The organism is Novosphingobium sp. 18050 (genome assembly GCF_902706195.1).
Taxonomy (GTDB): domain Bacteria; phylum Pseudomonadota; class Alphaproteobacteria; order Sphingomonadales; family Sphingomonadaceae; genus Novosphingobium.
Genome location: NZ_CACSJO010000005.1, coordinates 56179 through 80752 on the forward strand (window position 1 = coordinate 56179; position 24574 = coordinate 80752).

Here is a 24574-nt window from a genome sequence, read left to right on the forward strand (position 1 = left end):
TCCAGATGAAGCGATTCTACAAGGAAGCCAGCATAGAGCAGGCCGATGGCGGCTGGCGCGCGGTTCTCGACGGACGCGGTATCCGCACCGCCGGCGGCAGGGCGCAAATCGTGCCCACCGAGGCACTGGCGCGGGCTCTCGCCGCCGAATGGGCCGGTCAGGCCGAGACGATCGAAGCCTCCGCCTTCCATTTCCGCGACCTCGCAGACTTCGCGATCGACGCCATCGCCGGGAACCACCAAGCGGTGATCGCCGAACTGGTGCCCTACGCCGAGACCGATACGCTGTGCTACCGCGCCGATCCCGACGAAGCACTCTACAAACGGCAGGCAGAAATCTGGGAGCCGCTCCTGTCCGCATTCGAGGCGCGCCTCGGCGTTCGTTTCACGCGTGTCTCCGGCATCATGCACAGACCCCAGCCGGAGCAGACTCTGGCGCGTCTGCAGGCAGAACTGGAAGCGTGCAACGACTTCCAACTCGCCGCGCTGAAGATGCTTTCCAGCCTTTCCGCCTCGCTGGTCATCGCATTGGAGGCGATCAGGCCCAGCGCCGATGCGGACGCCTTGTGGGTGGCCGCCGAACTGGAGGCCGACTGGCAGGTCGAACTCTGGGGTGAAGACTGGGAAGCCACCGAACTTCGTGTCACGCGCTTCGCAGCATTCAAGCTGGCGATGAAGCTGGCCGAACTGGCGCGTTAAGGGCGCGCACCACGCGCCCTCGCGCTCTGCGGCTCCCTGAGCAATCGACGCCCCACTTTCAGCCCATCCACAAAAAAGCCCGCACCGGACGAATCCGGCACGGGCCCTCCTGTCAGAGCGGGTGCATGAGGACACCCGCCCTTCTTCTTGAGATCAGAACTTCGCGCCAAGGGCGATCACGCCGTTGTGACGGCTCACGCCCATCTCGTAGTTGGAGTAGCGGTACTCGGCCTTGACGAAGAACTTCTCGTTCAGGGCGTGCTCGTAGCCCGCGCCGAGACGGAAGCCGTCGAGGTCGGAATTCGCCTTCACGTTGCCGATATCGAGGCCATATGCGTCGCCAACAGCGTCAAGGCTGTTGCCGGAGAAGCTCAGCTCTGCGCGGGCGTTGGCGTAGCCACCCATCAGGTACAGCTTGCCCTGCGGACCGACTGCGGTGCCGACGCGAACCAGCGCTGCAACGTCACGGCCGGCCTCGAGGCACAGCTTGTCGCCATCGGCGCGTGCGCAGCTCTTGGTCTCGCTGTCCGAATAGGTCGCCTGCACGCCGACGAACATGCCGCCCGACAGCTGCATGTCGTAACCGACCGAGCCGCCGTAACCGATGTTCGCCTTGGAATCGCCGTCGGCCGACACGACGTCGAGGCCGGTTTCGGCCTGAACGAAAGCCTGTGCATTGGCGGCAGCCGGAACGGCGAACAGCGCGGCAGCGGCCGCTGCGGTGACGAACTTCTTCATGGTATGCTCCTGCAAATTCTTATCGTGCCGCCGTCGAAAGCAGCGGGCCCGCGCCCCTTAGCCGGAGAGAATTTGCCGTCAAACCATGGAGTTGGAAGAAAGTGTCATCGAAACGTCATTGTGATGAATAAGCCACAGAGAACCAGATGAAGAACGGCGTTTCCACCATGCTCTATGGGCATTTCACGGAAATCGCGAATTATTGCCAGAACATGGCCAAACTATTTTCAGCACTCAGCCCTTTATTATCGGCCTGACGGTTCCTACGGGCACCACGCCAGCAAAAACCTGCTCATTCACCCCTTCACCCAGTCCGCAACCTGCCGCGCGACGTCGTTCGCCGCCTGATTGAGCGCAGCGCCCACAGGCTTCGCCTTCGCCTCGACGCCGTTCACGACCGCCTCGAAACGTCGGGTCTGCAACGGCGTCCCCCCGCGATCGGTGCGAACCGCATCGAAGCGCACGACGACGGCGCTACGCTGCGCGTCATATCCCATCTGAAGCAGGCGTCCGCCGATCAGGGTCCTGCCGGTAACTTCGAAATCACCGCCCTCGACCACCAGCTTTCCGGTGCGGGCGCGCAGGGTTTCGGCCAGAACCGAGCGGAATTGGCGCGTGGGCTTCTCAATCCACAGCGCGTCCTTGAGGTAGGCCACGCTGGAAGCATCGACCGTGACCGGCACGCGCAACACGTCCAGCCCGCGATCGGCCTCAGGGTCGAGAACCACGATAGCTTCGCTGAGCTGGCCGCTGGATGTCGTACCTGCCGGCGCGGTTTCCTGCGCGGTAAGACGCAGCAGTTCGTCCGGCGGCTTGGTGCCAAGGCTGACGCAGCCCGACAGGGTGAGCGCGGCGGCGACAGCCATGAAGCCGGCCCGATAGATGCTGCCTACGCGGATCTTGTGCAAGCGGGTCATCGCGCTTTCCTTCACGGCTTATAGTCGGGCAGCTTCTGCCCCTTGAGCAGCGCACCGGCGCCCTGCTCGTCGATCTTCTCGGTAACGCTGCGCAGCGCCTTGCTGGTCGCACGCAGGTCGCGGATCGCGGCTTCGGCGGCGGGCAGCGTCTGTTGCGACACCTGATCGAGCGCCGGCTGTGCATGCAGCATCGTGCTATCGAGCTGCTCCATCGACTTCTGGGCGGAAGCCAGCGTCTTGCGCAGCTGGTCGGCCAGCGAACTGCCCTCACCGCCAAGCAGATCGTCGGCCTTGCCGGCCACGCCCTGGAAGGCCTTGAGCGTCTGTGTCGCCTGAGCGAGGGTGCCGCGCATCTCCACCATCGTCGCGCGGAATTCCGGTGTCGCCTGCGAAAGATCAGCCGTCATCTTGTCGGTATTGTGGAGGATGCCGGTGATCGACTTGCGGTTATCTTCGGACAGCATCTGGTTGAGATTCTCTGTCAAAGTCGCCAGCCGCTCCATCAGTAGCGGTGCATTGCTAAGGATTTCGCCGAAGCCGCCGGGCTTGGTCGGGATCACCGGCACACCCTCAGGCCCCGGCTCCGTGATGAGCGGAGCGCCCTTGACCGCGCCCGCCAGCTGGATGTCGGAAACGCCCGTGAAGCTGCCCTGCACGGTCGCGGTGGTGCCGATCGTGATGGGCACCTTCTCATCGACCTTGACGCGCACGCGCACGAAGCTGGGGTCCTGCGGCCACAGTTCGATCCGCGTTACCTGCCCCGCCGGCACGCCGGCGTAGCTGACCTCAGACCCCTTCGCGAGGCCGTCGACCGACTGCTTGAAAAAGATGTCGTATTCGTTCTGGCTGCCCTCGTTAAGGCGCGCAATCCAGATGACGAACACCGCCAGAGCAGCCATCAGCACCAGCGTGACGGCTCCGACCCATACGTGATTGGCCCGTGTTTCCATCGCTTGTGCCTATGCCCCCGACTTTCTGATATCTGTCTTTCCAGCGCCGTCCATGCCGGACGGCTCCACCTCGTTCGAGGTCGAAGACGTGTCAACGGCCTTCGCCGTATCCTGTTCCGGCTTCACCGCCGGGTCGTCTTTTCCGGCCAAAGCCGCACGGCCGCGCGGGCCGTTGAAATATTCCTGAATCCACGGATGGTCGAGCGCCAGCAGTTCCGGGATCGTGCCTACCGCGATCACCTGCCTGTCCGCCAGCACCGCGACACGGTCGCAGATGGCGTATAGCGTGTCCAGATCGTGGGTGATCAGGAACACGGTCAGGCCCAGCGTCTCCTTGAGTTCGCGGGTCAGGCTATCGAACGCGGCCGCACCGATCGGGTCGAGACCCGCGGTCGGCTCATCGAGAAACAGGAGTTCGGGATCGAGCGACAGGGCTCGGGCCAGGCCGGCGCGCTTCTTCATGCCGCCCGAAAGCTCGTTGGGATACTTGAACGCCGCTTCCTCGGGCAGGCCGGACAGGCGGACCTTGAAGCGCGCGATCTCGCTGCGCAGTTCGTCGGTGATCTCGGGGAAGAACTGCTTGAGCGGCACTTCCACGTTCTCGCCCACGGTCAGCGTCGAGAACAGCGCGCCGCCCTGGAACAGCACGCCCCAGCGCGAACGCAGGTCGATAGAGTCTTCCTCCGTCGCTTCGCCCATCTTGTGGCCGAGCACGGTGATTTCCCCGGCGGTAGGCTGCTGCAGCCCGATGATCGAGCGCATCAGCACCGACTTGCCGGTGCCCGATCCGCCGACCACGCCGAGAATCTCGCCGCGACGGACCTTGAGCCCGAGATCCTCATGGATCACATGATCGCCGAAGGTATTGCGCAGCCCTTCCACAATGATCGGAAAGTCGTCGCTGCTGGCGGGGGAAAGGTCGGTCATGACCAGCCGATCTTGGTGAAGAAGATAGCAAAGAAGGCGTCGAGCACGATCACAGTGAAGATCGCGGTGACCACCGCCTGGGTGGTGCGTGCGCCCACTTCCTCGGCATTGGTGGTGACCTGCATGCCCTGATAGCACCCCGCCAGCGCTACGATCAGCGCGAAGACCGGGGCCTTGATGAGGCCGATCCACACGTCAGTGATGGGAACCACTTCCTGCGTGCGCTGGAGGAAGGTCCAGAACGGGATGTCGAGCGCGAAATTGGCGATCGTGGCGCCGCCGATGATGGCCAGCACCGAGGAATAGAAGCCCAGCAGCGGCATCATCAGCATCGAGGCCAGCACGCGCGGCACCACCAGCGCTTCCATCGGCGAGACGCCGATGGTGCGCATGGCGTCGACTTCCTCGGTCAGTTTCATGGTGCCGATCTGCGCGGCGAAGGCGGAACCGGAGCGGCCCGCCACCATGATCGAGGTCATCAGGATGCCCAGTTCGCGCATCGAGAGGCGGCCGGTCAGGTTGATCGTATAAATCTCTGCGCCGAACTGTGCGAGCTGGACCGCGCCCTGCTGGGCGATGACGATGCCGATCAGGAAGCTCATCAGGCCCACGATCCACAGCGAATTGATGCCCACATACTGCATGTGGAACACCAGCGCCGTGCCGCGCAGCCGCGAAGGGCGGCGGATAACGTGGCCGAAAGCGATGATAAGCTCGCCCAGGAAGCCGATCAGCTTGTAGAGACCATCGCCCCACATCGCCACCATATCGCCCAGATCGGCGAGTGTGCGGGGGATCAACGGCAGTATGGGTTCCGGCTCCGCAGCCGGCTCGTCCATGTTGCCGATGGCGGCGAAGAGGCGGCGCGCCTGTTCGCTTTCACCAGTGACTTCGAGGCCCCGTTCTCCCGCATAACGGGTGACGAGCCAGGCACCGGTGGTATCGATATCGGTGACGCCGGACATATCGACCCGCGTGAAATTCCCGCTGAGACCGGCAAGTTTGGCGTCGAGATTGCCCAGAGAATTGACGCGCAAAGGCCCCTTCAGCGCCAGGACATGGTCGGCGCCTTGGTCGTTTTCCGACAGGGTGAATTCAGCCCATTCCCGCATGTTCGCTCGTATCGTGGAAAAAGCGTGGACCGGCAAGAGGTTCCACGGGCGCGACGAATTGTGATCTTTAGGTTTACACGATGCTTGCCAGCCGCTTGCGGCAAAACCGTGGCAATGCGGCGGTATTGGCTTCTTGCGCGCAAACCCGCGCACTGGCAAAGCCCCGCGCCATGACCGACGAGATTTCAGAAGCCGCGCCGGAAGCCGCGCTCGACAAGACTTTCGACCCCGCCCGGATCGAGGCCAAGTGGTTCGCCCACTGGGAAGACAGGAACCTCTTCCGCCCCGAGCGCCCGGACGCCACCCCCTTCACCATCGTAAATCCGCCGCCAAACGTGACGGGTTCGCTGCACATCGGCCACGCGCTGGACAACACGTTGCAGGACGTGGTGATCCGCTACGAGCGCCTGCGCGGCAAGGACGCGCTGTGGGTCGTCGGCACGGATCACGCCGGTATCGCCACGCAGATGGTGGTCGAGCGCAAGATGGAAGCCGCCGGCGACAAGCGCACCAACTACACGCGCGAAGGCTTCATCGAGAAGGTCTGGGAGTGGAAGGCCGAAAGCGGCGGCACCATCACCGGCCAGCTGCGCCGGCTGGGCTGCTCGATGGACTGGAGCCGCGAGCAGTTCACCATGGACCCGCACTTCACGCGCGCCGTGGTCAAGGTCTTCGTCGACCTGCACAAGCAGGGCCTCATCTACCGCGACAAGCGGCTGGTGAACTGGGACCCCAAGCTCAAGACGGCGATCAGCGACCTTGAGGTGGAAACCCGCGAGATCAATGGCAGCTTCTGGCACTTCAAGTACCCGCTTTCGGACGGGTCGGGCCACATCATGGTCGCTACAACGCGCCCTGAGACGATGCTGGCCGACATGGCCGTGGCCGTTAACCCGGCGGACGAGCGCTACAAGCCGCTGCTGGAACGCGGCGCCACGGTGACGCTGCCGATCACGGGGCGCGAGATCCCCATCGTCGCTGACGAACACGCCGACCCGGAACTGGGTTCAGGCGCGGTGAAGATCACCCCCGGTCATGATTTCAACGACTTCGAGGTGGGCAAGCGCGCCGGTTTCAAGGCCGCCGACATGCTCAACATGCTCGATGCCGAAGCGAAAGTGCAGCAGACCTCGGACGGCCTGATCCCGCACGAATTCATCGGCATGGACCGCTTCGAGGCGCGGGGGCGCGTGGTCGAGATGCTCGACGACGATGGCCTGCTCGAAAAGGTCGAGGACCGTGTGATCGCAACGCCTTACGGCGACCGCGGCGGCGTGGTGATCGAACCCTGGCTGACCGACCAGTGGTACGTCGACGCCGAAACCCTCGCCAAGGCGCCGCTGGAAGCCGTGCGCACCGGCCAGATCGAGATCGTCCCCAAGACCTGGGAGAAGACCTTCTTCAACTGGATGGAAAACATCCAGCCCTGGTGCGTTTCGCGCCAACTGTGGTGGGGGCACCGCATCCCGGCATGGTTCGCCGAAGACGGCGAAATCTTCGTCGCCGAGACCGAGGAAGAAGCCCAGGCGCTTGCCGGCAACAAGAAGCTGACCCGCGACGAGGACGTCCTCGACACCTGGTTCTCCTCTGCGCTGTGGCCCTTCGCCACGCTGGGCTGGCCGGACGAGAATGCGCCGCTGCTGGCCAAGCACTACCCGAACGACCTGCTCGTTTCCGGCTTCGACATCCTGTTCTTCTGGGATGCGCGCATGGCGATGCAGGGCATCCACTTCATGAAGGAAGTGCCGTGGAAGCGGCTCTACCTGCATGGACTGGTGCGCGCCGCCGACGGCCAGAAGATGTCCAAATCCAAGGGCAACGTGGTCGACCCGCTCGGCCTCATCGACCAGTACGGCGCCGACGCGCTGCGCTTCTTCATGACCGCCATGGAGAGCCAGGGCCGCGACGTGAAGATGGATGAAAAGCGCGTCGAGGGTTACCGCAACTTCGCCACCAAACTGTGGAATGCTGCGCGTTTCTGCCAGTCGAACGGCATCGCGGCCAGCACTTCGGTCGCCGCGCCCACCGCCACCTCGGCCGTCAATCGCTGGATCATCGGCGAAGTCGTCGAGACCGCCGCCGCGCTCGACAAGGCTATGGCGGACCTGCGTTTCGACGCGGCTGCCAACGCGATCTACTACTTCGTCTGGAACCAGTTCTGCGACTGGTACATCGAACTCATCAAGGGTCAGTTCGATGAAGAGACGAAGGCCGTCGCCGGCTGGGTGCTCGACCAAATCCTCGTCATGCTCCACCCCTTCATGCCCTTCGTCACCGAAGAGCTGTGGAGCAAGATGGGCGCGCGCGAGAACGAGTTGATCGTCGCACGCTGGCCCGTCCCCGAGGCGAAGGTCGATGCCGCCGCCAAGGTGGAGGTCGAATGGCTGATCGCGCTGGTCGGCAACCTGCGCGGCGCCAAGGCGGAACTGGGCATCTCGCCCGGCGCCCGCCTGACCGCCTACCTGCCAGCTCCTTCCGAGGCTACGCGCGCGGTGATCGAGCGTAACGGCAAAGCAATCGACCGCCTCGCCCGTCTCGACGCGATCCGCTTCGAAGCGGCGCCCGCAGGCCCGGCGATGCAGGTCGGCGCAGGCGATGCGATGCTGGCGATCCCGCTGGACGGCGTGATCGACATCGCCGCCGAAAAGGCCCGCCTCGAAAAGGCGTATGCAACGTCGATCAAGGAGCGCGATTCGCTCGGCAAGCGGCTCGACAACCCGGCATTCGCGCAGAAGGCCAAGCCCGAAGCAGTGGAAAAGGCCCGCGCTGACCATGCTGCCCATTCGGCTGAAGCGGAACGCCTCGCAGCTGCACTGACAAGGCTGGGCTAAATTCCTCCCCTTTCGGGGGAGGAAGACCATCCGGAGGGTTGTGGAGGGGCACTCCCGCATTTCGGGCAATCCCGTAGCAGGAGGCCGCCCCTCCACCATGTTTCGAATGCAGCCCTCTCCCCATTTCGGGGAGGATTTCGCTACGCCGCTTCAAAAGGTGACACCTCTCCGAGCGGGATGACACCACACCTCCCCTCGGCCGTGTAAACCGTGTAAACCCCTGCCATCTTATGACCCTGACTCTCGCCACCACCACTCCGGGGGAACCGGAAATCTTCGCCTCGCTGCAAGGCGAAGGCCCATCCATGGGCCGACCCAGCACGTTCGTGCGCCTCTCGCGCTGCAACCTCGCGTGCCAGTGGTGCGACACCGCCTACACATGGCGCTTCACCGGCGACAACCGCTTTCACCGCGACGACCTGGCCTTCGAGCGCCGCGAGAACCAGGTGACGATGGAAGAAGGCGACCTCGCCCGCGCCGTCGCCGATCTCGTGCCCGACCGCCTTGTCATCACCGGCGGCGAACCGCTGCTGCAGGGCGCCGCGCTCGCCCGTATGGTCACCGCGCTCAACGATCTGCGCCCAGGCATGCACGTGGAGGTGGAGACGAACTCCACCGTCGCCCCCCACCCCGCACTCGACGGCCTGGTCCACCAGTACAACGTCAGCCCCAAGCTGGCGCACAGCGGCAACCCCGCCGAACTGGCCCTGCTGCCCGAGCGCCTAACCGCGTGGGCCGCGAATCCGCGCGCCTTCTTCAAGTTCGTGATTGCAGAGGAATCGGACCTCGATGAAGTCATGGCACTGCAAGAAACTTACGCCATTCCCGGCCAGCGCCTGTTCCTGATGCCCGAGGGCCGCTCCAGCGATGTCATCAGGCAGCGTTCGGGCTGGTTGGCGGATTTCTGTTCGCTGAACGGACTGCGTTTCACCGACCGCTTGCACATCCATCTCTGGGGCGACACGAGAGGCACATGAACGAAGCATCCCCCATTCCCCTCGGCGAGGAAACGCCCGGTGCTGCCTCGCCGCAGGAACAGGCCGCCGCAAGGCCGGCAATGCGGGGGGACCTGACCAAGGGGCCGATCCTCAAGACGCTACTGCTGTTTTCGATCCCGATGCTGCTGTCCAACGTGCTGCAGACGCTGAACGGGTCGGTCAACGCGATCTGGGTAGGCCGGCTGCTGGGCGAAGCGGCGCTGGCGGCGACGGCGAACGCGAACATCGTGATGTTTCTGGTCTTTGCCGCCGTGTTCGGCTTCGGCATGGCCACAACGGTACGCGTTGGCCAGCACTTCGGCGCGCGCGACATCGACGCCGCGCGGCGCACTTTCGGCACCGGTGTCGGCTTCTGCCTAATCATCTCGGTAGTTACAGGCGCGATCGGCTGGTTCGGCGGCGGAGCCCTGCTCGACGCACTGGGCACGCCCGCAGCCAGCCGCGGCGAAGCGCTCGCCTATCTACAGGTGATCTTCGTTACCCTGCCGCTGGGGACCATCAACATGATGGTCTCGATGGGCATGCGCGGCGCCGGCGATTCCAAGACGCCGCTCTACGCGATGATCCTGGCGGTGACGCTCGACATCGCCTTCAACCCGATCCTCATCATGGGCCTCGGCCCGATCCCCGCGCTGGGCGTGGCCGGGTCGGCCATCGCCACGGCCTGCGCCAACACGGCGGGCATGCTGTTCCAACTCTGGCACATCTATCGCAAGGACCTGTCCCTGCGGCTGCGCGGACCGGAACTGCGCTATCTCATCCCGCGCGGAGCAGACCTGCGCTATGTCGTGACCAAGGGCCTGCCGATGGGCGCGCAGATGCTGATCGTCTCTTCCGCCGGCCTCATCATGGTCAGCCTCGTCAACCGTGAGGGACTGAATGCCGCCGCCGCCTATGGCGCCTCGCTGCAGCTGTGGAACTACCTGCAGATGCCCGCCTTCGCCATCGGCTCGGCGGTGAGCGCGATGGTCGCGCAGTCGCTGGGCGCAGGGGATCATGGGCGCGTCGACAAGGTGACGATGACCGGCCTCGGCGCCAACCTCGTGATGTCCACGGTGGTCGCGGCGCTGATCGTCATCTTCGACCATCCGCTACTGGCGCTGTTCCTGGGCGGTAGCAGCCCGGCCATGCCGATCGCCGAACATATCCAGCTGATCTGCACCGCCTCGTTCGTGATCGTCTCGGTGACGATGATCATGACCGGCACGATGCGCGCCTACGGCTCGGTCGTGGCGCCGCTGGTGATCCTGTTCCTGGGGCTCTACCCGGGGCGCCTGGGCTTTTACGCTCTGGCAGTGCCGTACATCGGCAGCGAAGCGGTATGGTGGTCCTACCCGGTCGGCTCGGCGCTGACGGTACTGATCACGTTGGGCTACTACCGCATGGGTAACTGGCGCGCGGCGTATAAGGGCTGAGCCCTTACGCGCGGGGTCAACGACCCTGCGCGCGCCAGCGCTGGACGGTGCGCATGACCATCTCCTCCTCGCCGCCGGTGGAGTTCCACAGGCGGGTGAACGAAGGGTCGGCCGAGGCCGGGCGCTTGTGCTCCTCGAGGTCATCGAAGGAGACCCGCATCGGGATCGCCACGCCCTCGCCGCAGATGATGCATTCACGGTTGCGCAGGGCCGGGATCGAATCGAGGAACCCGCGCGCACCTTCCGGCATCGCAGCGCGCACGAAGGCCTGATCGCGGTCGTTGTTGAGGCGCATCGAAATGATCGTGCCGCACTGCGACAGCACACCCTCGGCAAGGTCCGAGGGCCGCTGGGTGATGAGACCCAGCGAAATGCCGTACTTGCGGCCCTCCTTGGCTATGCGCGAAAGGATGCGGCCGACAGAGGATCCATCGGCATTCTTCTCGTTCGGGACGTAGCGGTGGGCTTCCTCGCAGACGAGCAGGATCGGCCGGGTCTGCTCCTCACGCGCCCAGACGGCGAAGTCGAAGACCAGTCGGCTGAGCACTGCGACGACAGTGGAAGTGATCTCGGTCGGCACGCCCGAAACATCGATGATCGAAATAGGCCGCCCGCGTGAAGGCAGGCGGAACAGCTTCGAGATGAACTCGGCCATGATATCGCCCACCAGCATGCCCGAGAACATGAACTGATAACGCGGGTCGCTCTTCAACTCGTCCACCTTGCTGCGAATGCGCAGATAGGGCGCGCTGGTATGGCCCTTGTCGAGCTTGCCCATGGCATTGTTGAGGATCATGCCGAGGTCCGAAAGCAGATACGGAATCGGCGAATCGACAGTGATCTTGCCCATCTGCTCGGCCAGCCGGTTCTTCGAACGCGCCTCCAGCAATGCCCTGCCCAGGATTTCGGCGTCAAGCTGGCGATCGTCCCCGCGCGAGGTCAGCAGGACTTCGCAATGCTCCTCGAAGTTCATCAACCAATAGGGCATCTGGAGGTTGGTGACGTCGAGGATCACGCCGGTATCGCGAAACGCAGCGGCATATTCGCCGTGCGGGTCGACCATGATGACATGGCCTTCGGGCGCATGTTCGCAGATCCGGTGGAGGATCAGCGCGGCGCTGGTCGACTTGCCGGTGCCGGTCGAACCGAGCAGCGCGAAATGCTTGCCCAGCAGCGCGTCGACATAGAGGCCGGCGCGGATGTCTCTGGTGGGATAGACGTTGCCGACCTGAATCGAGGAGCGCCCGTCGCTGGCGTAGATCTGGCGAAGATCGTCGCTTGTAGTCGGATAGACCAGCGTGCCGGGGATCGGATAGAACGTGACGCCGCGCCGGAAGGCCTGAATGCGCCCGGTCAGCCGCTCCTCCTGCCCTTCGCCGAGGAAGTCGACGTCGGAGAGAACCCCGCCGGACATCTTGGCGTCCTGCTTCTGGTTACGCACGCTGGCCAGCAGCCAGCCGCTGCCGACGCGAATCTTGACCTGACTGCTTACCTGGCCCGACAGCGCGACGGAGGGGTCAGGGTCTGCGGCGATCTCGTTCAGGCGTTCGAGGTCGAAGGCGATGCGGCTGCCCGCGCCGCTGATCTCCAGCACGACACCGATCGGTTCATGGCCATATACGGGGGCAGCGCCGGTCATGGGAACCGCTCCTGCCTGCGGCATGTGAACCTCATCGAGACCGTCAACATGCATCTGTTCTTCAACCATCGGAATTGTTGGCAACCGATTGCAGGTCTTAAAGCTACCTGGGTTAATTTCCGGCTAAGAGCGGTACTGGGTCACTCATAGCGCCCCACCGCCCGGATCGATGGCCGTCAGATCAGCGCGAACAGACGCCCTGCAAGCCAGCCCATCGCCACCGAAACGAAGACCGCCATCAGGCCATAGACGAAGCCGTAGTTTTCGGAAAAATTGGCGATGGCGCGCTCGATGCCGAGCTTGCGCACTTCGACCTGACTACTGGCGGAAGCCACCACCCTGCCCTTGGAAACTGCATAGGTTTCAGCGGTGTAGATGCCGGTCGGCACGCGCGAGGGTAAGCCGATGCGTGCCTGATAGAGAACCTGCTCGCTCACTTTCACGCCGCCTTCTTCCTCCCGGTAGAGGCCATTACGCCGGTTGACGTCGACAAGCCCGGCGGAAAAACGCGCCTGTTCATCCGGGTCAATCGCGCCGATGGGCGAGAGTTGCAGCCATTTCAGCCCCAGTTCGTAGATCGCGGCAGTCTTGTCGTCGACGATATCGGCAATCGGCTTGGTGGAGGCGATAGCGTAATAGCTTGGCGCGCTGCGTAATTCTGTGCTGGCGACGTTGATCCAGATGCCGGCCACTTTCTGCTTTTCGCGCAGGACGATCGACTGGGTCGGACCCTTGAGAACGACGATGATGTCGTAATCCTGCGCCGCGCGCGAACCCTCAGGCGTGAGGATTGCGCCGAACAGCAGTAATTCGGTGCCGGTGAAGCCCTGCTGGAGGTCGACCTCGTGCTGCGAGACTTCGGGCACCAGGATCGGGTCGCGGGCGCCGGTGAGCATGACCAGCGCGAAAAGCGCCAGCAGCGACGACGCGAATGCCTTCACAGCGGCGCCACCGTGTAGATTTCATCAGGCCGATAGCCCAGTCCCAGCGCCATGCGCCCGGCAACGAGCAGGACGATCACGGCGAGCAGCAAGCGCAGTTTCACCGGGCTGGCCTTCTGCGCGAACTGCGCGCCCACTTGTGCGCCCGAAACCGAACCCAGCAGCAACAGCGCGGCGAGTACTATGTCCACCGCGTGGGTGGTGAGCGCATGCATCATCGTCGTCGCCATGGTGACGAAGAGAATCTGGAACAGCGAGGTGCCAACCACCACATTGGCGCTCATCCCCAGGATGTAGAGCATCGCGGGCACCAGTACGAAGCCGCCGCCAATGCCCATCAGCATCGTCAGGATGCCGGTGCCGATCCCAAGGAGCAGCGGCGCGAGCGGCGAGATGTAGAGGCCCGAGCGATAGAAGCGCCAGCGCATCGGCAGGCTTGCCACCATCGGATGGTGGCGCCGCTTGCGCGCGGGCAGCGGCACGCCCGAACGCTCTGCCCGGATAGACTGGATGCTTTCCTTCGCCATCAGCCCACCGATCGAGCCGAGCAACACGACGTAAAGAATATTGATGACGGTATCGATCTGCCCCAGCTTTTCCAGCAGGTTGAACAGGATCGCGCCCAATCCGGTTCCGATGATACCCCCGGCCACCATGACCGCGCCCATCTGGTAGTCCACCCCGCCGCGCCGGGTATGCGCGAACACGCCCGAGACGCTGGCACCGGTAACCTGACTGGCGGCCGATGCAGCCGCAACGGTCGGCGGGATTCCGTAGAAGATCATCAGCGGTGTCGTCAAAAACCCGCCGCCCACGCCGAACATGCCCGAAAGCAGGCCGGTGAGCGCACCCAGGCCGACGATGATGAGACCGTTGACCGAAAGGTTGGCGATGGGAAGATAAACGTCCATTGCGGGTTCTCGCTACCGCAGCATCAGCCGCGAGAAAAGCGGCGAATCAGAAACCTGCGGATAGCGTCAGGGCAGGCCCCGAATTCGGCACGGCATCCCCGGCCAGTCGGAAGCGCCAGTCGATCGCAACGCGGCCCGCCGTACCGCGGCCCAACGGCATGGCAAGCGAGGCGGACGGCCCCGCGTCGAGCCGCGCCGCGCCTTTCTGCGCGCCGCCCCAAACCCCGGCACCGATGCGCGCCTGAACCTTGCCGAGAGAGACAAGCGCCCGGTCAGCCTTAAACTGGCCATCGGCGAAAGGCGTGGCGAAACGGCCGGCAACATAGCCTGCCTGCCCATAGGCCTCACCCCGAAAATCCGCCGGGAGCGCGAACCATGGCAGTTCCGTCACCGCCAGCGCAACGGGCTGGAAACGGCGGCGTCCGCCTTGGTCGGTCAGCCGAGCCTCCAGTGCAGCGATGACCGGGAACGACGGCAATGGCCGCGCAGACAGGCCCAGCGCCGCCGACGTTTCCTGCAATTGCCCCAAGGTCGAAGTCGTGCGCATGTAGGCCGTTGGTCGATAGGCACTCGTCGGTGCCAGTCGGTAACGCAGCACTGCGCCTGCCTGACTGGCGCCGTAAGTTGCCGGCAAGGCTCCGGGCGAGGCCGGAGCGCCCGATTCGTCACGGCGCAGCAACGCCCACGCATCCGCAGACCATCGCCGCACGCGCTGGGGGCCGGCTTCCACGCTTGTCGACGCCGAAGATGACGGGGGCCGGGACATGCCCGGCGGCTCCGGAGCGTAGAAACGCGGCAGCGATTCGGTCAGCGCGAACTCGCTGCGCAGATGTCTGGGGATGTGAGCAGGATCGGCCGGGATAGACGAACTGCGGTTCCATCCCTGACCAGCTGTCAGCGCCGGCAGCGCGGCGTAGCGCCAGTAGGGCGTCGATGCCGCCGAAGCCGCTACGGAGCCCCCCGGGTAGACAGGTCCTGTATCGGCGGAAGCCAGGCCAAGCCCTGTCCCGGGCAGCGACTGCGGCCCGCCCCAACTATCGGCCACGGAGCCACCTTCCGGCCCGGATGCCCCCTGCGCGGCCACTTGCAGCGCTGCGGCAAACGGCGGCTCCCAGGTCGCCGCGCGCCCGCCGACCCAGCCACCCAGTACCGCGAGAAGGGCCATGACCGGGTGTCCGCGCGAAATGCCTCCCCCTCCGCTCATCGCGCAAGGCCCCTCGCCTGTTCACTCATGGCGGGGAGACCAAGGGCCGGATGCCCCTCGTGTTCCGTCTTCTCCCAGCGCACCGCCAGTCCTCGCAGCGACAGGATATAGCTGGCGAGCGCGCGCTGGCCCGCGAGGATCGCTATCACATTGGCGACGGGTATGCGCATCACCGCCCCGAGCCCTTCTACGACCCCATATTCACGCGTGGTGAATGCAAAGCGAAACGCTGCCCGCCACAGGAAACCGGCAAGGCAAATCTGGAGCAGCCCATGCAGCATAGGCGAAACCATGACATGCACCTGTATTCCGGCCACCGCGGCAAGCGCCTGAAGCGCCTCGATCACCAGCAGTACGTAAGCGCAGGCGAGGACTATCGCTGTCAGCGGCCCGCGGCGGTCGCGCAGGGCCATCCACAGTTCGGTTCGCCCGCTGCCCCACCCCATCCGGTCCCAGCCTTGGAAGGCAATGCCGTGAATCCAACGCGATTTCTGCCGCACGGATGCTTCGAGGCAGGCCGGGAAGTAGGCGCGGGTTGCCACCAGTTCGCCTTGCTCATCCCGCACCCGCAGGAACCGCGAACGCCCGCCCTCGCGCCGGACCAGCAGGCCCAGTTCGTAGTCCTCGGTGAGACATTCGGCAGCGAAGGGACCGCCCTCCCCGCATCCCGCCGCACCGCGCCGCCGGGCGATGCGCGCGATCATCTCGCGCGAAAAGCCGCAGCCCACACCCGCCGCAGGCATGGCTGCGCCCAGCGCATCGCGCACGACCATCGCCTTGGCGTGGGCTTCCGCGAATTCATCGGCATAGTGCCCGGCGATCCAGGGCGACTTCGGTTGAAGTTCGGGCCGGACCGGCAGTTGCACGAAGTCCGCCTGCGCAAGCCCGGCGTCGATCACCGCAAGTTCGGCGGGATGGACCATATCCTCCGCGTCATGGAGAATGACCGAGCTATAACGCCGGGCGTATCGCTGCTCATCCTTGCACAGCGCCGCGTATATGCGGTTGAGGCAATCGGCCTTGGTGGTCGGCCCCGGACGTTCGCTGATGACCAGCCTGACGCGCGGATCGTCCCCCGCCGCTGACATCGCCGCCGCAATGGTCTCCGGGTCGTTGCAGTAGCAGCCCAGGTACAAGGTGAAATCGCCCTGCCGCCATGCCGACAGCGCATGGCTGATGGTATGGCCGATGACGCCCGCCTCCTGCCAGGCGGCAATGAATACCGCCGCCCGGCCGCCCAGCGGGGCCGAAGCTGTCGCCCGCGTAATGCGGCCGTCGCGCGCGCGGCCGGTCAGCCTCAGCCAGATCCAGCACAAGTCGACGCCGAAATCGTCCAGCGCGCCCAGGATGAACCAGAATCCCGTGAAGAGCAGCAATTCGTGCTTCGCCACCTGCAGGCAAAGGGCGACATATTCCACCACAGGCGTTCCCGGCACCGATTCCCCCTTGGCCGCGCCAAATCATGCGGACTGCACCCCATGCAGTCCCTCACGGACGGGGAATATGATCACCCACGTAAAATTCACCAGTCGCGTTGAGCGCTGTTTCATAAAGTTAATAAATGTAAAATGGCAGGAGCAAGGCCCGCAGCCGGCCCGCGATCCCGCGTTTTGCCAGCGGCGGCAAAACGCGGGAGCCGAGGTCAGCTTACCAGCTGCCGACGTTCGGCATGCTCGCCCAGGGCTCTGCCGGGTCGAGGCGTCCGTCCTGTAGCAGCTCCACCGAAATTCCGTCCGGCGTAAGCACGAAGGCCATGTGGCCGTCACGGGGGGGGCGGTTGATGGTGACGCCGCCGTCCTGCAGCCGCTGGCAAGTCTCGTAGATGTTGGCGACCTGGAACGCGAGGTGGCCGAAATTGCGACCGCCGGTGTATTCCTCTGCCGCGCCGTCCTCTGCAGGCCAGTTGTACGTCAATTCGACTTCCGCCTCTTCCTGCCCCGGAGCGGCAAGATAGATCAGCGTGAAGCGCCCCTGATCGCTGGAGAAGCGGCGGGTTTCCTTCAACCCGACCAGTTCGAAAAAGCGGATCGTCGCGTCGGGATCGGTGACGCGGATCATGGTGTGCAGGTAGCGTGTCATGGAACAAGCTTTCTCGGTTCGTCTATGAAATTGAACGGTTCATCGTACATGCAGCCGCCACCCAGCATAACGAGGTGACGATAAGGGAGATATGCGATGAGCGAAGATAGTTCGGGCGGGACAGCAGGCAAGGGCACAGGCGGCATGAATTCCGTCACCACGCGCTGGCTGGCAAGTTCAGTGATCCTTGCGATGGGACTGGTGGTCGGCGGCTTCGCGCTGGGCGACGGCATCAAGCGTGCACAGCGGGCCGACCGCGCGGTGACCGTCAAGGGTCTGGCCGAACGGGAAGTGACCGCCGACCTTGCCACCTGGACGATCAGCTATTCCGCCAGCGCCCCCGATCTTGCCAGCGCGCAATCCAGCGTCGACCGCGACACGGCGCAGATCCGCGCCTTCTTCAGCGAACTCGGCTTTCCCGCAGACGCGCTCCAGCCCACCGGCGTCAACGTCAACCAGGCGAAGGACAACAACGGAATCGTCACCTTCACCGTGCGCCAGCGGGTGAGCCTGCGCACAACCGACATCAAGCGCGCACAGAATGCGGTGCGCCGCCAGTTCGACCTCGTAAAACGCGGCGTTATCCTCGAGGAAGGCTCGGGGATGGCCTATACGTTCACCAAGCTCAACGGCATCAAACCAGAGATGGTGGCGGCCGCCACAAAGGACGCGCGCGCGGCGGCCGAGCAGTTCGCCAAGGACAGCGGATCGCAGGTTGGCGCGATCAAGAACGCGGCGCAGGGCTATTTCTCGGTCGAGGCGCGCGACGGCGATTCGGGCGGCGGCTGGGGCCAGTCGGACACGCCCTACAAAAAGGTGCGCGTGGTCACGACGGTCGACTTTTACCTGAAGTAGTTTCCGCCCCGGAAACGAAGAACCCGCCCGGATCGATCCGGGCGGGTGTCCTCCTGCAAAGCCTGTCGGCCTGCCGCTTTTTAGAACGAGGCGGTGAGCGTAGCGACGACGGTGTCGTCGGTGTAACCGTCGACGCTGGGCCCGGTGACGCCGACATAGGACACGCTCAGCGAGAGCGGGCCGTAAACGGTAGCTGAAGCGCCGATCGACCAGTCGAAGCCGGTGCGGTCCGAGGTGGAATAGTAGGACGGAGCAAGCGCGCCATCGGTGTAGCCCAGGTGGCCCGAGACCGTCAGCGGCGTGCTGGGGATCGCGACATCGAGGTTGCCGTAAAGATAGAGGTTGTCCGACTTCTTGTTGCCCGCGAAGTTCGGCAGCGCGCTCTGCTTCCAGGCGTAAGTCGCGCCGACCTTGAGCTTGCCGGGGCCGACCTGGCCGGTGACCGATGCGTAAGGCTCGAAGAATTCGGAGTCGCCGCCGGTGCCGTTCGGGTAGGCGTAGTACAGCAGGCCGACATCGGTGGTCAGGCCCGATGTCAGGGTGCCCGTCCATCCGCCAAACAGATCAAGCTCGGTGCTGCCGTAGAGGCGGCCCAGATCAATCGAGGAACCCCAGGTGCCGACGTAGAAACCGCTGGCGTGCGAAACCGTGATGCCGCCCTGGATCGCAACGTCGCCGCCCGACTGCGACACGCCGCGAAAGCGGTAGTCGCTGGTCACGGCAGCGCTGCCGGTGACGGTGATTTCCTTGGGAGCCTCGGCGTCCTGCGCGAAGGCCGGAGCGGCGGAAAGCGCAGTTCCCGCAAGGAGAGTGGCGGCGATAGCGCCGCGGACGGACAAAAGCATGATCGTTCCCTCACAAATTATGTCTTTGATGCCTCGTCCCTGCCTGCATCCGCCGCATCCAGTCTCGTTGCGGACCTGAATTGCCGCGGCACAATATTGCTGCACCGCACACAGAGGTCGCACAAGAAACATTTCAATTGAGCAATATTTCGGACATGAAGTGTGGGTTTTTTGCCACGGGTACTTTTCGCATTCGTAACGGCTTCATTGTTTCAGCAACGGGTTGTACCGGCCTGCCGCGCGCCCTATATTGCGGCGCAACAAATGTTTTCCATGATCCGCAACCTCATGGGCCGCCGCGATGTCAGGCGAGCCCCCTCGACCCCCGCAGGCGAACGCGTCTATGCCGTGGGCGATATCCACGGCAGGGCCGACCTGTTCGAGGACCTGATTCACGCTATCGAGCAGGACGATGCTGCGCGTGGCCGCGCCTATACCACGGTGGTCCTGCTGGGCGACCTGATCGACCGCGGGCACGACAGCGCCGCCGTCGTTGAGCGCGCGCGCCGCTGGGGAAGCCAGCGCAACGTCGAATTCATCCAGGGCAACCATGAGGAAATGCTCCTCGTCAGCCGCGACGATACCGACGCGCTGCGCAGCTTCCTCAAGTTCGGCGGGCTGGAGACTATCCTGTCCTACGGCGTAGACCCTGAAGCCGCGTCATCCGCCGAATTGGACGAATTGCAGCGCCTGATGAACGCGGCGATCCCGCAGGAGGACATCGACTTCATCGATGCCTTCAAGAAGATGCTGCGCATCGGTGACTATGTCTTCGTGCATGCCGGCGTTCGGCCCGACACGCCTCTGGAACACCAGTCCGGCCGCGATTGCCGCTGGATTCGCGAACCGTTCCTGAGCCACCGCGGCGACTATGGCGGCTTCGTGGTCCACGGCCACACGATCACGCCCCAACCGGACGTCTGCTCCAACCGCATCGGCATCGACACCGGCGCCTTCCTTCACGGCACGCTCACCGCGATCGGGCTGGAAGGCGAGGAACGCTGGTTCATCCAGGCCCACGATTCGGCGGCGCGCAGCGAAGCGGCCTGATGCCGCAACCCTTAGGCTGATCCGGCGGTTGTGGTAGGTTTTCAGGGCATTCTCTGCCCCTTTTCAGATAGTTTCACCGCGCAGGTACGCCATGCCTGCACGCCGGGATCATCTCCGAGCCCGCGATGAAACCTGGTGACTGATCCCTGATGCGCCGGGGAGCCTGTAAGCCGGGTTCTGTTCCTGGCGTGGTCTCCCAATCGAGGGACCTTACGCCGCGGTGGCAGCCATTCCTCTAGGCGGCGTATTGCTACGCCGCTCAAGCGACCAACCCGGGCTGCCTGGGTTCGAAACGAACCCGCCGATCTCCCGCTTTCGCGACGCCAGCGCGCAGCCCCTATTCGGTCTTGCTCCGAGTGGGGTTTGCCTTGCCGCTTACCGTTACCGGCAGCGCGGTGCGCTCTTACCGCACCCTTTCACCCTTACCTCCCCGCCCGATCCTTCGACAAGCTCAGGATTAGCGGGGTTGGCGGTCTGCTCTCTGTGGCACTTTCCCTAAGCTTCAGGAGGCCTGGAAGCCCCCCTCGCCCGGCGGGCGTTACCCGCCACCCTTGTTTCGTGGAGCCCGGACTTTCCTCGCGGTCCCGAAAGACCCCGCGGCTGCCCGGCTCCCCGGCGCGGGGGTCACCTAGCACGCCCGGTGTCACGCTCCAACAGCAGTTCGAGCAGTATTCCGCCGATCTCGCCGTCGATCTCGCCGTCGATGATTTCCGGCCGCCAGCGCCGCTGAAACGCCCGCACGGCAGCGCGTCCGTCGGTGATGTCGTAACCGAAGCGCTCCAACGCGAGGTAGAAGGCGCCGGGGTTGTCGTAGAACAGATTCATCTTCGCGCGCGGAATATCCAGCGCAAGGCCAAGCTCGGCAAGGCGCGGCCAGTCGAAGTACTCGCCCGGATCCTGCTTGCGCGCAGGCGCAATGTCGGAATGGGCAACGACATTGGTGCGGGGGATATCATGGCGGTCGAGGATATCAGCGAGCAGCGGCGTCAATGCATCCATCTGCGGCTCGGGAAAGGGGCGATACCCCCATTCATGCCCGGGATTGACCAGCTCGATGCCGATACTGGCCGAATTCACATCGGTAATGCCGCGCCAATAGGACTGCCCCGCATGCCAGGCCCGCTTGCCCTCAGGCACCAGCGAGGTGACCACGCCCTCCTCGTCGATCATGTAGTGTGCCGAGACCTGAGCCTCGGCATCACACATGCGTTCCAGCGCCTCGTCCGCAGACTTCATGCCGGTATAGTGGAGCACGGCCATGGTGACCGGCAGTTTACGCTCGTTCCAATTGGGGGAGGAGACCTTGCGGTTGACGAGCCAGCGGTTCATCCCTCGTGTCCTCCCACTTCTTGTTCAGGCTCCCGGCAGGACCGCGCCGAGAATCAGCGCATCATCCGCCAGGACATATTGCAGCTTGCCGCCAATCGTCTTGGCAAGCTGGTCGAGCATGGCCGCCGGAGCCGTTCGGCTCGACAGATCGCCCTCGGGCAGTGTGCCTTCGAGGGCACGGCCGATATCGCGGTCGAACGCAATGCGCGGACCGGCTGACCGAACAACGATCTCGCTCGCCCCGTGATCGGCGCGGTATTCCGCCGCGATGTCCAGCGTGCCGCCGCGCGGCAGCGCCTCAAGCCCGATCAGCGCGAAGTTCAGCAGCGTCTTGATCGCAGGCTTGGGCAGCGAATTGCTCGGCAGCGCCCAATTCAGCGTGATGCGCGCATTGTTCGAAACCAGCGCGTCGATCACCGCCTTGGCCTCGCTCACCGGCACCATCTCGCCGAAACCACCCGCCGCACCGAAGGCAAGGCGGAAGAACTTGAGCTTGTCGGCGGAAATCCGCGCGCTCTGGTCGAGAAGCTCGAAGCAACGGGCCCGCATTTCCGGGTCCTTCTCGTCCGCTAGCAGTTCGAGGCCGTTGGACAGCGCGCCCACGGGGCTCAACATGTCATGGCACAGGCGCGAACACAGGAGGCTGGCAAGTTCGAGCGAACTCGTGGTCATGGGATGAGGTACTTTCCGTCTTCTTTTTCAGTCGGCCTCAACTCGGACACACGCCGTCAGTCCACGACGCGCAAGGCCAATGGCGCAAAGCCATTCCCGCTATCGCGCCAGAATGCAACCTCGCTATCGGCGATGATCGCCCAGATGCGCGAATCCCCGGTGGAATGTTCGCAATCGGTCGCCGAGGGCACGGGATGCCCCTTAGGATGCGAGTGATAATAGCCCAGCACCCTAGGCCCACCGCCCCGCGCCGCCTTGTGCGCGGCAAGCAGTGCAAACGGATCAATCTCGAAATGAATGCGCCGGTTCACGGCAACGTTGGCCGCCACCTCGGCAATCTCTATCTGCTCGCCGTACCCCAGGAGCAGCCCGCAGCATTCTTCATCCCCGGCTTTCTTCGCCTCGACACGCAGTATGGCCAGAACGCCACTTGTCACCTCGACTTCCATCCCCAAATCGTACCTGCAATGGGGCTCAAATCAAATATCATCGAAGGCCGGATCGGCGCCGTGGGCGGCCGCCTGGACAAAGCACTGGCAGACGCGAGCGGACTGTCGCGCGAACGGATCAAGGCGCTCATGAGCGAAGGCCGCGTGAACCTGGCCGGGGCGCGCGTTTCATCGGGCTCGTCCAAGGTCGAACCCGGCACCGCTTTCACCATCGAGGTCCCCGAAGCAGCACCGGCGGAAGCCGTCGCGCAGGACATTCCGCTGAGCGTCGTGTTCGAGGACGAATACCTGATCGTGATCGACAAGCCCGCTGGCCTCGTCGTCCATCCCGCCGCCGGCAATCTCGACGGCACACTGGTCAATGCCCTGCTTCACCATTGCCGGGGCCAGCTTTCCGGCATCGGCGGCGTCGCCCGGCCGGGTATCGTCCACCGCATCGACAAGGACACCTCGGGCCTGCTGGTGGTCGCCAAGACCGACAAGGCGCACGAGGGTCTGGCCGTCCAGTTCGCAGACCATTCGATCGTGCGCGCCTACATGGCCGTCGTCGGCGGCCGCCCGGTCCCTGCCGCCCGCACCGTGACCGGATCGATCGCCCGCTCCAACCACGACCGCAAGAAGATGGCCCTGGTGGAGGATGGACGCGGCAAGCACGCCGTAACCCATTTCCGCACGCTGGAACTGATGAACGGCGCCACCCTGATCGAATGCCGGCTGGAGACGGGGCGTACGCATCAGGTCCGTGTTCACATGGCGTCAATCGGTCATGCGCTACTGGGTGATCCTGTCTATGGACGTACACCTTCTTCCTTGCGCGCGATTCTGCAAAGACTCGATTTTCGCCGTCAGGCGCTCCACGCTGCGGAACTTGGCTTCGTTCACCCCGTTACAGGGGAAAGCGTCCATTTCACGAGCCCGCTACCCGACGACATGCGGGTACTGATCGATGAACTGCGACACTGAAATCGCTTTTATATGCTATCATGAGAAGGTGGCCACAAGCTAAGACGCCTTCAAGGGTCTTTGACCGTGTGCCGACCTAGAAAGGACGGATGATCGTGAGCAACAATCGTAACGTGGCGACCGTACCGGCGCTTGGTGGTGAGCAGAGCCTCAACCGCTACCTGTCCGAAATCCGCAAGTTCCCCGTGCTGGCCCCCGAGCAGGAATACATGCTCGCCAAGCGCTACTCGGAACATGAAGACCCCGCCGCAGCCGCGCAGCTCGTCACCAGCCACCTGCGCCTCGTCGCCAAGATCGCGATGGGCTACCGTGGCTATGGCCTGCCCGTGTCCGAGCTGATTTCCGAAGGGAACATCGGCCTGATGCAGGGCGTCAAGAAGTTCGAGCCCGAGCGCGGTTTCCGCCTGGCGACTTACGCCATGTGGTGGATCAAGGCCTCGATCCAGGAGTACATCCTGCGTTCGTGGAGCCTCGTGAAGATGGGCACCACTGCTGCGCAGAAGAAGCTGTTCTTCAACCTGCGCCGCATGAAGAAGAATCTCGACGCCTACGAGGACACCGACCTGCACCCCGTCGACGTCACCAAGATCGCGACGACGCTGGGCGTTTCCGAGCAGGAAGTGGTCAACATGAACCGGCGCATGATGATGGGCGGCGATGCCTCGCTCAACGTCAGCCTGCGCGAGGAAGGCGAAGGCCAGTGGCAGGACATCCTCGCCGATGACCGTCCGCTGCAGGACCAGACCGTTGCCGATGCCGAAGAAGCCACCGTGCGCCACGATATGCTTATCGAGGCCATGGGGTCCCTGAACGAGCGCGAGCGCGACATCCTGATGGAGCGCCGCCTCACCGAGGATCCCAAGACCCTCGAGGAGCTGAGCCAGGTCTACTCGGTCAGCCGCGAACGCGTGCGCCAGATCGAAGTGCGCGCTTTCGAGAAGCTCCAGAAGGCTATGAACCGCATCGCCACCGACAAGCGCCTGCTCCCCGCAGCCGCCTGATCGCCAACGAATAAAGGGCCGGGTCATCTGTAAGGATGGCCCGGCTTTTT

At 64.2% G+C, this 24574-nt stretch carries 23 protein-coding genes and 1 other RNA gene; 8 read left to right on the forward strand and 16 right to left on the reverse strand.

The window, feature by feature from the left end:
* The first annotated feature begins 5 nt into the window (after positions 1–5).
* A complete protein-coding gene (locus GVL61_RS07370) occupies positions 6–698 on the forward strand; it encodes an ATP12 family chaperone protein (RefSeq protein ID WP_159978538.1) in 693 nt (230 codons plus the stop codon).
* 153 nt (positions 699–851) lie between these two features.
* On the opposite strand, the gene GVL61_RS07375 is transcribed toward GVL61_RS07370, so the two are convergent.
* From GVL61_RS07375 to GVL61_RS07395, 5 genes are all read right to left on the reverse strand, one after another.
* Positions 852–1436, reverse strand: a complete 585-nt coding sequence (locus tag GVL61_RS07375; protein WP_159978540.1) for an outer membrane protein — start codon at positions 1434–1436, stop codon at positions 852–854.
* A gap of 296 nt (positions 1437–1732) precedes the next feature.
* Positions 1733–2353, reverse strand: a complete 621-nt coding sequence (locus tag GVL61_RS07380; RefSeq protein ID WP_159978542.1) for an ABC-type transport auxiliary lipoprotein family protein — start codon at positions 2351–2353, stop codon at positions 1733–1735.
* An 11-nt stretch (positions 2354–2364) separates the two neighbouring features.
* Positions 2365–3303: an MlaD family protein gene (locus GVL61_RS07385; RefSeq protein ID WP_159978544.1), complete on the reverse strand. Its 939-nt coding sequence runs from the start codon at positions 3301–3303 to the stop codon at positions 2365–2367.
* Positions 3304–3312: 9 nt separating this feature from the next.
* Positions 3313–4230, reverse strand: coding sequence for an ABC transporter ATP-binding protein (locus GVL61_RS07390; protein ID WP_159978546.1), 918 nt, complete (start codon positions 4228–4230; stop codon positions 3313–3315).
* Positions 4227–5342 (reverse strand): MlaE family lipid ABC transporter permease subunit, encoded by a 1116-nt coding sequence (locus tag GVL61_RS07395; protein ID WP_159978548.1) that lies wholly within the window; start codon positions 5340–5342, stop codon positions 4227–4229. The genes GVL61_RS07390 and GVL61_RS07395 overlap by 4 nt, the downstream gene beginning before the upstream one ends.
* Positions 5343–5512: 170 nt before the next feature.
* Here GVL61_RS07395 and GVL61_RS07400 point away from each other — a divergent pair, with 170 nt between their 5' ends.
* The 3 genes from GVL61_RS07400 (at position 5513) to GVL61_RS07410 (ending at position 10586) form a co-directional block, all read left to right on the forward strand.
* Entirely contained in the window at positions 5513–8173 is a 2661-nt protein-coding gene (locus tag GVL61_RS07400; RefSeq protein ID WP_159978550.1) for a valine--tRNA ligase, read from the forward strand.
* A gap of 230 nt (positions 8174–8403) precedes the next feature.
* Entirely contained in the window at positions 8404–9150 is a 747-nt protein-coding gene (locus GVL61_RS07405) for a 7-carboxy-7-deazaguanine synthase QueE (RefSeq protein ID WP_159978552.1), read from the forward strand.
* A complete protein-coding gene (locus GVL61_RS07410) occupies positions 9147–10586 on the forward strand; it encodes an MATE family efflux transporter (protein WP_159978554.1) in 1440 nt (479 codons plus the stop codon). The genes GVL61_RS07405 and GVL61_RS07410 overlap by 4 nt, the downstream gene beginning before the upstream one ends.
* A gap of 16 nt (positions 10587–10602) precedes the next feature.
* Here the strand turns inward: GVL61_RS07410 and GVL61_RS07415 are convergent, their stop codons facing one another.
* The 6 genes from GVL61_RS07415 to GVL61_RS07440 form a co-directional block, all read right to left on the reverse strand.
* A complete protein-coding gene (locus tag GVL61_RS07415) occupies positions 10603–12225 on the reverse strand; it encodes an ATP-binding protein (protein ID WP_235037569.1) in 1623 nt (540 codons plus the stop codon).
* 176 nt (positions 12226–12401) lie between these two features.
* The gene (locus GVL61_RS07420) at positions 12402–13166 is read right to left on the reverse strand and encodes a TIGR02186 family protein (RefSeq protein WP_159978556.1); all 765 of its coding nucleotides are present in this window, start codon (positions 13164–13166) and stop codon (positions 12402–12404) included.
* Positions 13163–14077 carry a sulfite exporter TauE/SafE family protein gene (locus GVL61_RS07425; protein ID WP_043976295.1) on the reverse strand — a complete coding sequence of 305 codons (915 nt, stop codon included), beginning with the start codon at positions 14075–14077 and terminating at the stop codon, positions 13163–13165. Before GVL61_RS07425 ends, GVL61_RS07420 begins: the two co-directional genes overlap by 4 nt.
* A gap of 46 nt (positions 14078–14123) precedes the next feature.
* Positions 14124–15281, reverse strand: a complete 1158-nt coding sequence (locus GVL61_RS07430; RefSeq protein WP_159978558.1) for a hypothetical protein — start codon at positions 15279–15281, stop codon at positions 14124–14126.
* Positions 15278–16717 carry a glycosyl transferase family protein gene (locus GVL61_RS07435; protein ID WP_159978561.1) on the reverse strand — a complete coding sequence of 480 codons (1440 nt, stop codon included), beginning with the start codon at positions 16715–16717 and terminating at the stop codon, positions 15278–15280. The genes GVL61_RS07430 and GVL61_RS07435 overlap by 4 nt, the downstream gene beginning before the upstream one ends.
* A gap of 211 nt (positions 16718–16928) precedes the next feature.
* The gene (locus GVL61_RS07440) at positions 16929–17360 is read right to left on the reverse strand and encodes a VOC family protein (protein WP_159978563.1); all 432 of its coding nucleotides are present in this window, start codon (positions 17358–17360) and stop codon (positions 16929–16931) included.
* Between the two features lie 144 nt (positions 17361–17504).
* Between GVL61_RS07440 and GVL61_RS07445 the strand changes: the two genes are divergently transcribed.
* On the forward strand, positions 17505–18215 hold the full coding sequence (locus GVL61_RS07445) for an SIMPL domain-containing protein (RefSeq protein WP_159978796.1): 711 nt from the start codon (positions 17505–17507) through the stop codon (positions 18213–18215).
* An 80-nt stretch (positions 18216–18295) separates the two neighbouring features.
* Here GVL61_RS07445 and GVL61_RS07450 read toward each other — a convergent pair whose 3' ends face one another.
* Entirely contained in the window at positions 18296–19060 is a 765-nt protein-coding gene (locus GVL61_RS07450) for a TorF family putative porin (RefSeq protein WP_159978565.1), read from the reverse strand.
* Positions 19061–19324: 264 nt separating this feature from the next.
* Here GVL61_RS07450 and GVL61_RS07455 point away from each other — a divergent pair, with 264 nt between their 5' ends.
* Positions 19325–20110: a metallophosphoesterase gene (locus GVL61_RS07455; RefSeq protein ID WP_159978567.1), complete on the forward strand. Its 786-nt coding sequence runs from the start codon at positions 19325–19327 to the stop codon at positions 20108–20110.
* A 150-nt stretch (positions 20111–20260) separates the two neighbouring features.
* Here the strand turns inward: GVL61_RS07455 and rnpB are convergent.
* The 4 genes from rnpB to GVL61_RS07475 form a co-directional block, all read right to left on the reverse strand.
* Positions 20261–20726, reverse strand: an RNA gene (rnpB, locus tag GVL61_RS07460) — RNase P RNA component class A.
* An 8-nt stretch (positions 20727–20734) separates the two neighbouring features.
* Positions 20735–21439, reverse strand: coding sequence for an N-acetylmuramoyl-L-alanine amidase (locus GVL61_RS07465; RefSeq protein ID WP_159978569.1), 705 nt, complete (start codon positions 21437–21439; stop codon positions 20735–20737).
* A 24-nt stretch (positions 21440–21463) separates the two neighbouring features.
* On the reverse strand, positions 21464–22111 hold the full coding sequence (locus GVL61_RS07470) for a histidine phosphotransferase family protein (RefSeq protein ID WP_159978571.1): 648 nt from the start codon (positions 22109–22111) through the stop codon (positions 21464–21466).
* Between the two features lie 56 nt (positions 22112–22167).
* On the reverse strand, positions 22168–22533 hold the full coding sequence (locus GVL61_RS07475; protein WP_368667107.1) for a Mov34/MPN/PAD-1 family protein: 366 nt from the start codon (positions 22531–22533) through the stop codon (positions 22168–22170).
* Positions 22534–22578: 45 nt separating this feature from the next.
* On the opposite strand from GVL61_RS07475, the gene GVL61_RS07480 reads away from it, so the two are divergent.
* Together GVL61_RS07480 and rpoH are read left to right on the forward strand one after the other, a co-directional pair.
* Positions 22579–23523 carry an RluA family pseudouridine synthase gene (locus GVL61_RS07480; protein ID WP_159978575.1) on the forward strand — a complete coding sequence of 315 codons (945 nt, stop codon included), beginning with the start codon at positions 22579–22581 and terminating at the stop codon, positions 23521–23523.
* An 89-nt stretch (positions 23524–23612) separates the two neighbouring features.
* Positions 23613–24524: an RNA polymerase sigma factor RpoH gene (rpoH, locus tag GVL61_RS07485; RefSeq protein WP_159978577.1), complete on the forward strand. Its 912-nt coding sequence runs from the start codon at positions 23613–23615 to the stop codon at positions 24522–24524.
* The last annotated feature ends 50 nt before the right edge of the window (positions 24525–24574 follow it).

What these genes read in the sequence shown, in the direction of transcription:
- GVL61_RS07370 (WP_159978538.1), top strand. Translation starts at nt 6, where the DNA reads ATGAAGCGATTCTACAAGGAAGCCAGCATAGAGCAGGCCGATGGCGGC.
- GVL61_RS07375 (WP_159978540.1), bottom strand. Translation starts at nt 1,436, where the DNA reads ATGAAGAAGTTCGTCACCGCAGCGGCCGCTGCCGCGCTGTTCGCCGTT.
- GVL61_RS07380 (WP_159978542.1), bottom strand. Translation starts at nt 2,353, where the DNA reads ATGACCCGCTTGCACAAGATCCGCGTAGGCAGCATCTATCGGGCCGGC.
- GVL61_RS07385 (WP_159978544.1), bottom strand. Translation starts at nt 3,303, where the DNA reads ATGGAAACACGGGCCAATCACGTATGGGTCGGAGCCGTCACGCTGGTG.
- GVL61_RS07390 (WP_159978546.1), bottom strand. Translation starts at nt 4,230, where the DNA reads ATGACCGACCTTTCCCCCGCCAGCAGCGACGACTTTCCGATCATTGTG.
- GVL61_RS07395 (WP_159978548.1), bottom strand. Translation starts at nt 5,342, where the DNA reads ATGCGGGAATGGGCTGAATTCACCCTGTCGGAAAACGACCAAGGCGCC.
- GVL61_RS07400 (WP_159978550.1), top strand. Translation starts at nt 5,513, where the DNA reads ATGACCGACGAGATTTCAGAAGCCGCGCCGGAAGCCGCGCTCGACAAG.
- GVL61_RS07405 (WP_159978552.1), top strand. Translation starts at nt 8,404, where the DNA reads ATGACCCTGACTCTCGCCACCACCACTCCGGGGGAACCGGAAATCTTC.
- GVL61_RS07410 (WP_159978554.1), top strand. Translation starts at nt 9,147, where the DNA reads ATGAACGAAGCATCCCCCATTCCCCTCGGCGAGGAAACGCCCGGTGCT.
- GVL61_RS07415 (WP_235037569.1), bottom strand. Translation starts at nt 12,225, where the DNA reads ATGACCGGCGCTGCCCCCGTATATGGCCATGAACCGATCGGTGTCGTG.
- GVL61_RS07425 (WP_043976295.1), bottom strand. Translation starts at nt 14,077, where the DNA reads ATGGACGTTTATCTTCCCATCGCCAACCTTTCGGTCAACGGTCTCATC.
- GVL61_RS07430 (WP_159978558.1), bottom strand. Translation starts at nt 15,281, where the DNA reads ATGAGCGGAGGGGGAGGCATTTCGCGCGGACACCCGGTCATGGCCCTT.
- GVL61_RS07440 (WP_159978563.1), bottom strand. Translation starts at nt 17,360, where the DNA reads ATGACACGCTACCTGCACACCATGATCCGCGTCACCGATCCCGACGCG.
- GVL61_RS07445 (WP_159978796.1), top strand. Translation starts at nt 17,505, where the DNA reads ATGAATTCCGTCACCACGCGCTGGCTGGCAAGTTCAGTGATCCTTGCG.
- GVL61_RS07450 (WP_159978565.1), bottom strand. Translation starts at nt 19,060, where the DNA reads ATGCTTTTGTCCGTCCGCGGCGCTATCGCCGCCACTCTCCTTGCGGGA.
- GVL61_RS07455 (WP_159978567.1), top strand. Translation starts at nt 19,325, where the DNA reads ATGTTTTCCATGATCCGCAACCTCATGGGCCGCCGCGATGTCAGGCGA.
- GVL61_RS07465 (WP_159978569.1), bottom strand. Translation starts at nt 21,439, where the DNA reads ATGAACCGCTGGCTCGTCAACCGCAAGGTCTCCTCCCCCAATTGGAAC.
- GVL61_RS07470 (WP_159978571.1), bottom strand. Translation starts at nt 22,111, where the DNA reads ATGACCACGAGTTCGCTCGAACTTGCCAGCCTCCTGTGTTCGCGCCTG.
- GVL61_RS07480 (WP_159978575.1), top strand. Translation starts at nt 22,579, where the DNA reads ATGGGGCTCAAATCAAATATCATCGAAGGCCGGATCGGCGCCGTGGGC.
- rpoH (WP_159978577.1), top strand. Translation starts at nt 23,613, where the DNA reads ATGATCGTGAGCAACAATCGTAACGTGGCGACCGTACCGGCGCTTGGT.